Source organism: Nocardioides sp. YIM 152588, assembly GCF_040191335.1.
GTDB lineage: Bacteria > Actinomycetota > Actinomycetes > Propionibacteriales > Nocardioidaceae > Nocardioides.
In genome coordinates, this window is sequence record NZ_JBEGDJ010000094.1 from 1 (window position 1) to 6,566 (window position 6,566).

The following is a 6,566-nucleotide window of genomic DNA, read 5'->3' on the forward strand; positions in this document are numbered from 1 at the left end:
GCGCGCGCGTCTTCGCTGCGCTCGCCACGCTGCCGCGCGCGCGTCTTCGCTGCGCTCGCCACGCTGCCGCGCGCGCGTCTTCGCTGCGCTCGCCACGCTGCCGCGCGCGCGTCTTCGCTGCGCTCGCCACGCTGCCGCGCGCGCGGTCGAGGTTCGCTCGGTGCCAGGTGTTCTGGCGTCTCACCGCGGCTGCGCGCGGAGAAGCCCGGCTCGTCCGCTCCGGTCGCTGGCGCTCCCTCCGCGTGCTCGCCGTGCGTTCCCCGCGATGGCAGCCGTGAGGTCGGTGCTCGACGGCGTGAACGTCAGGCGGCGGCGATGACCAGGCCGCCGAAGACCAGGGCGGCCCAGACCAGCTCGGCCACGCCGGTCTTCTGCAGCACCGGGATCAGCCCGGGGCCGCCGGCGCCCGACAGCACCACGCGCACGCCGGTCGCGGCCGGCAGCAGGAAGCCGAGGCCGAGCAGCGCCCACCAGGTGGTGAGCGCCGCGACCACGACGACCGCGACGGCGGCCAGCGCGACCAGCAGCACGTAGAAGCGGCGGGTCCGCGCGTCGCCGAGTCGCACCGCGAGCGTGCGCTTGCCCGAGACCGTGTCGGTCGGGATGTCGCGCAGGTTGTTGGCGACCAGGATCCCGCAGGCCAGCGCGCCGATGCCGGAGCCGGCCGCGAACGACGCCCAGCCCAGCGAGCCGGCCAGCGTCTCGGTCTGCACGTAGGTCGTGCCCATCACCGCGACCAGGCCGAAGAAGACGAAGACCATCACCTCGCCCAGCCCCAGGTAGCCGTAGGGCTTCTTGCCGCCGGTGTAGTACCAGGCGGCGAGCACGCAGACCGCGCCGAGCGCGACCAGCCACCAGGCGGTCGTCGCGGCGAGCATCAGGCCGGCCACTCCGGCCACCCCGAACGACGCGAACGCGGCCCGCTTCACCGCGCCGGGCGCGGCCAGCCCCGAGCCGACCAGGCGCAGCGGGCCGACGCGCTCGTCGTCGGTGCCGCGGATGCCGTCGGAGTAGTCGTTGGCGTAGTTCACGCCGACCTGCAGGGCCAGGCTGACCACGAGGGCGAGCAGGGCCTTCCACCACACCAGGCCGTCGGCGTACGCCGCCAGGCCGGTGCCGGCGAGGACGGGGGCGAGCGCCGCGGGGAGCGTGCGGGGGCGGGCTCCGGCGAGCCAGTGCGCGGGGGTGGCCATGGTCAGGGATCTAAGCAGGCACCGGCACGCGGGCGCGCGCCAGGTAGCGCTCACCCGCCGCGGCGCTCGGGTGGATGGCCGCCGCCGCGACCAGGATGATCGCCGCGATGAGCAGCCAGCCGGTCGCTCCCCACTCGATCGCGAGGAACGTGTAGGCCGCCGGCGCCCACACCGAGCCGAGGGTGAAGCCGAGCTGGGTGACGCCCTGGTACTCCCCGCGCCGGTCCGGCTCGGAGAGCTCGGCCTGCAGGCCCCACTCGCCCGCGGACTGGTAGAGCTCGGCGCCGGTGACCGTGATGTGGCCGAGCCAGATCAGGGCGACCGTCACCCAGCCGACGGTGTCGTGGGTGACCAGCACGACCCCGCAGGAGAGCACGAAGAAGAACGCGCCGCGGCGCTGGGCGCGCAGCGAGTCCGCGACCGTGGTGATGCCGCGGGCGGCGGCGACCTGGAACAGCACCGCCATCACGGTGTTGGTGCCGAACAGCCAGGCCAGCAGTACCCGCGGGGCGTCGGTCTCCTGGACCAGCCACAGCGGGATGACGACGTTGAGCAGCACCTGGTGGGTGCTGAGCACGCCGCCGAAGAACGCCGTCGCGAGGTAGCCGCGGTTGCGCAGCACGCTGGTGCGCGCGCCGAGGAGGAGGGCGGCGCCGGCCGGGTCGGCCGTCGCGGCCTCGTCCGCCGACGCCCCGGGGGCAGCCCCGGGGGCCGCCGCGGGCAGCCGGGAGACCAGCGCCGCGTTGACCAGCAGCAGCGCCGCGGTGATGGCGGGGATCGCGCGGACCAGGCCGTCGTGCTCTTGGGCCAGCGCGATGCCGGCCAGCAGCGCGCCGAGGGTGTAGCCGACGTTGCGGGCGGCCCGGAAGTAGGCGTTGGAGCGCACCCGCTCCTCGCGCGGGAAGACGTCGAAGCGGTAGGCGTTGCGCGAGGAGCGGCTGGCGGCCTGCACCAGCCCCAGCCCGACCATCACCGCGACGAACGCGGTCATCGAGCCGACGGCGAGCCAGAGCAGGTAGGCCAGCGCCTCGAGCAGCGAGGTCAGCGCCCAGATCCGGCGGGCGCCGTACCGGTCGCTGAGCTTGCCCAGCGGCACGGCCAGGGCGAACGTGGCGACGCCCGAGAGCGTCAGGCCGAGGCCGACCTGGGCGGCCGAGAGCCCCACGATCTGGGTGAAGAAGACCGCGCTGCCGGTGAGGAAGACGCCGTCGCCGAACGCCGAGAGCACCGACTGCTCGGTCAGGCGGCGTACCAGCGGGGTCGGTCCGAGGAGCCGGGTGAGACGCGCGGGGGTGAAGTATCTTGACATCAAGATAAGTCTACGCCGGACCGGCCGGCACCGACAGCGCGGTCCCCGCGTCCGCCTCCGGCCCCGGGTCCGCACCCGCCTCGGCCACCGACGCGGCGACCTCGTCGGGCTCGAAGTGCTCCTCGGCGAAGGCCTGCGCCCGGCGGATCGCCGGGCCGGTGCCGATCGCGGCGGCCACGATGATCGCGGCGATGATCAGCCAGCCCTCGGCGCCCCAGGACATCGCCAGGAACGTGTAGACCGCCGGCGCCCACTTCGAGCCCAGCGCGCTGAACACCTCGGCGACGCCCTGGTACTCGCCGCGGCGGCGAGGGTCCATCAGCTCGGCCTCGACGGCCCAGCTGGCGCCGGAGACGAAGAGCTCCGCGCCGGTCACGGTGACGTGGCCCAGCCACACGAGCAGCACGGTGACCAGGCCGACCGTGGAGTGGGTGACCATCGTGATCAGGCAGGAGATCACGAAGAAGCCCGTCGAGATCCAGACGTAGCGCTTCGCGCTCGCCAGGTCCCGCACCCCCTTCGACGTGTACGCCGGCAGGAAGATGCACAGCACCGTGTTGGTGCCGAACAGCCAGGCGAGCAGCACGTGCGGCGCGTCGGTCGCCTCGACCAGCCACAGCGGGATCACGGTGTGCAGCAGCACCTGGTTGGTCCACAGCACGCCGAGGAAGAACGTCAGCGCCATCCAGCCGCGGTTGCGCATCGGCCCGGGCCCGGTCGGCTTCACCCGGGCCGCGCCGCTGGCCACCCGCAGGTCGTGCGGCGCCTTGGGCAGCCGCACGATCCAGAAGGCGTTCGCGGCGAGCAGCGCCGCGGAGAGCCACGGGCTCCACCGGATCACGTCCAGGCTGCCGGTGGCCAGCGCCAGGCCGCCGACCATCGCGCCGACGGTGAAGCCGACGTTGAGCGAGGAGTACATGTAGGCCTGCGTCTCGATCCGCTCCTTCCGGGGCAGCACGTCGATGACGTACGCCTGGTGTGCGGCGCCACCGGCGGAGCCGACCAGCGCGAAGAGCAGCGCGACGGCCAGGTACTCCTCGAACGAGGTCACGAACGGCAGCAGCGCGAAGCTGAGCGCGTGGCCGGACGAGGCCACCGCCCACACCCGCTTCGGGCCGAGCCGGTCCACGATCCGCCCCGCCGGGTAGGCGAGGAGGAACTCGAGCACCCCGGCGATGGTCAGGCCGAGGCCGACCATCGCCGCCGACAGCCCGACCACCTGGGTCAGGAAGACCGCGCTGCCGGTCATGAACGCGCCGTCGCCGGTGGAGAACAGCATCGACTGGATCGCCAGCCGCTTCGACATCGGAGTGGGTGGGATCAGGCGCTTCAGGACGCCCCGCGCGTCCGGTACTTCGGTGCTCATCTCGGACGATTGTCCCTGGCCCCGATAGCGTCTGTCGCGTGGGTTATTGGCAGCCGCGCGGCGGCGTCGACGAGGTGGTCGGACAGGTCCGGTCGTGGCTCGACGGACCCGGCGAGGACCGGCTGGTGATCCCCACCTCCGGCTCCAGCGGCACGCCCAAGCGGGTGGTCCTCTCCCGGGCCGCGGTGCTCGCCTCGGTCGAGGCCAGCGCGCGCCGCCTCGGCGCCACCGGCCCGTGGGTGCTGGCGCTGCCGGTCACCTACATCGCCGGCCTCCAGGTGGTGGCCCGGTCCCTGGTCGCCGGCCACCCGCCGACCTCGTACGACGACTCCGGCTGGCCCGCGGGCGAGGGCTGGTTCACCTCGCTGGTGCCCACCCAGCTGCACCGCGCGCTGGGGCGGCCCGACGAGGTCGCCGCGCTGCGCCGCGCGCACACCGTGCTGCTCGGCGGCGGCCCGATCGACCCGGCGATGCGGGCGCGCGCCGAGGCCGAGGGGATCCGGGTGGTCGCCACCTACGGCGCGGCCGAGACCGCGGGCGGCTGCGTCTACGACGGCGTCGCGCTGGACGGGGTCGCGGTGGCGCTGGGAGCCGGGGGCCGGATCCGGATCGCCGGGCCGACCCTCTTCGACGGCTACCGGGACAACCCCGAGCTGACCCGCGAGACGCTCGTCGACGGCTGGTACCGCACCTCCGACGCCGGCCGGTTCGACGAGGACGGCCGCCTGCGGGTGATCGGGCGGATCGACGACGTCGTCGTCAGCGGCGGGGTCAACGTGCCCGGCCCGGCCGTCGCCTCGCGGCTGCGCGAGCACCCGGCGCTCGACCAGGCCGAGGTGCTCGGCGTGCCCGACGAGGAGTGGGGCAACCGGGTGGTCGCCTTCGTCGTCCCCGTCGCCGCGGGCGAGGGGGACGTGCCCGACCCGGCGGCCCTGCGCGAGTGGGTCGGCGCGGCGCACCCGCGCTCGTGGGCGCCGCGCCAGGTCGTCGTACTGGAGGAGCTGCCGTTGCTGACCAACGGCAAGCCCGACCGGCAGGCGCTCCGTGCGCTCGCGCTCGAGGCCGACGACCTCGAGGCCGACGAACGGGCGGAGCGGTCGTGACCGGGCTGCGGGTCGTCTCGATCCCGATGCGGACCCGGTTCCGCGGGATCACCGTGCGGGAGGCGGCGTTCGTCGAGGGGCCGGCCGGCTGGGGCGAGTGGAGCCCGTTCCTGGAGTACCCGGCCGACGTCGCCGAGCCGTGGCTCGCCTGCGCCGAGGAGGCCGCCGCCGGGGACTGGCCCGCGCCGGTGCGCGACCGGGTCCCGGTCAACGTCACCGTCCCCGCGGTCGGCCCCGAGCGGGCGCTCGAGATCGTGGCCGGCAGCGGCTGCCGGACCGCCAAGGTGAAGGTCGCCGACCCCGGCCAGCCGTTGGCCGAGGACGAGGCCCGGGTCGCCGCGGTCCGCCAGGCGCTGGGGCCCGACGGCCGGATCCGGGTCGACGCCAACGGCGCGTGGAGCGTCGAGGAGGCGGTCACGGCGATCGGCGTGTTGGACCGCGCCGCCGGCGGCCTGGAGTACGTCGAGCAGCCGGTCACCTCCGTCGAGGACCTGGCGCTCGTCCGCCGCCGCGTGGACGTCCCGATCGCCGCCGACGAGTCGATCCGCCGCGCGGCCGACCCGTACCGGGTCCGTGACCTGGAGGCGGCCGACGTCGCAGTGCTCAAGGTGCAGCCGCTCGGCGGCGTGCGTGCCTGCCTGGAGATCGCCGAGCGCATCGGGCTGCCGGTGGTGGTCTCCTCGGCGCTGGAGACCTCGGTCGGGATCGCGGCCGGGGTGGCGCTGGCCGCCGCGCTGCCGGAGCTGCCGCACGCCTGCGGCCTGGCCACGGTCCGGCTGCTCACCGACGACGTGGCGCACCACCCGCTGCTGCCCGTCGGCGGCGCGCTCCCGGTGGGGGCTCCCGCGGTCGACCCGGCGGCGCTGGACCGGCTGGCCGCGGCGCCGGACCGGGTCGCCCACTGGGAGGCCCGCCTCGCCGAGGTCCGGGCCCTGCGCGAGGATCGGGTGCTGTGAAGGATTCGCAGTCGTCCGCCGCCGCGCTGGCGGCCGCCGTGGTGGAGCACCTGCTCCGCGTGGGTGTCCGCGAGGTCGTGCTCGCCCCGGGCTCGCGCAACGCGCCGCTGGCGTTCGCGCTGTGGCAGGCCGAGCGGGACGGCGCGCTGCGGCTGCACACGCGCATCGACGAGCGCAGCGCCGGCTTCCTCGCGGTCGGGCTGACCCGGGTCGGCGCCCGCGCCGCGGTGGTCACCACGTCGGGCACCGCCGTGGCGAACCTGCACCCGGCCGTGCTGGAGGCGCTGCACGCCGGGCTGCCGTTGGTCGTCGTCTCCGCCGACCGGCCCGCGCGGCTGCGCGCCACCGGCGCCAACCAGACCACCGACCAGGTCGGCATCTTCGGCCGCCCGGTGCCCTCCCACGACGTGGCGTCGGTCGAGGCGCTCGCCACGGTCGCCGACGTGGCCGACGGCCCGCTCCACCTCAACGTCCAGCTGGACGCCCCGCTGGTGCCGACCGAGGCGGTCTACCCGGCCGCGATGGTGCCCACGCCCCCGGAGCCCGCCCCGCACTGGCGCGAGCCGGCCGGCCCGGCCACCGTGCTCGGGCGCGGACCCCGCACGGTGGTGGTCGCCGGCGACGACGCCAGACCGCCCG

The 6,566-nt window shown here is 75.4% G+C and carries 6 protein-coding genes; 3 read left to right on the forward strand and 3 right to left on the reverse strand.

Annotation, left to right across the window (positions count from 1 at the left end; translation table 11 throughout):
- Positions 1–302: 302 nt before the first annotated feature.
- The 3 genes from ABLM29_RS21885 to ABLM29_RS21895 are packed head-to-tail and all read right to left on the reverse strand — an operon-like array spanning position 303 to position 3,868.
- Positions 303–1,193 (reverse strand): 1,4-dihydroxy-2-naphthoate polyprenyltransferase, encoded by an 891-nt coding sequence (locus tag ABLM29_RS21885; RefSeq protein WP_349716746.1) that lies wholly within the window; start codon positions 1,191–1,193, stop codon positions 303–305.
- Positions 1,194–1,203: 10 nt separating this feature from the next.
- Positions 1,204–2,502, reverse strand: coding sequence for an MFS transporter (locus tag ABLM29_RS21890; protein ID WP_349716747.1), 1,299 nt, complete (start codon positions 2,500–2,502; stop codon positions 1,204–1,206).
- Between the two features lie 10 nt (positions 2,503–2,512).
- Entirely contained in the window at positions 2,513–3,868 is a 1,356-nt protein-coding gene (locus ABLM29_RS21895; protein ID WP_349716748.1) for an MFS transporter, read from the reverse strand.
- A 38-nt stretch (positions 3,869–3,906) separates the two neighbouring features.
- On the opposite strand from ABLM29_RS21895, the gene ABLM29_RS21900 reads away from it, so the two are divergent.
- The 3 genes from ABLM29_RS21900 to ABLM29_RS21910 form a co-directional block, all read left to right on the forward strand.
- Positions 3,907–4,971: an AMP-binding enzyme gene (locus tag ABLM29_RS21900; protein WP_349716749.1), complete on the forward strand. Its 1,065-nt coding sequence runs from the start codon at positions 3,907–3,909 to the stop codon at positions 4,969–4,971.
- Positions 4,972–4,976: 5 nt separating this feature from the next.
- Positions 4,977–5,927 (forward strand): o-succinylbenzoate synthase, encoded by a 951-nt coding sequence (locus tag ABLM29_RS21905; protein ID WP_349716751.1) that lies wholly within the window; start codon positions 4,977–4,979, stop codon positions 5,925–5,927.
- The coding region (locus ABLM29_RS21910) for a thiamine pyrophosphate-binding protein (protein ID WP_349716750.1) at positions 5,924–6,566 on the forward strand (643 nt) is incomplete at its 3' end. The genes ABLM29_RS21905 and ABLM29_RS21910, both read left to right, overlap by 4 nt.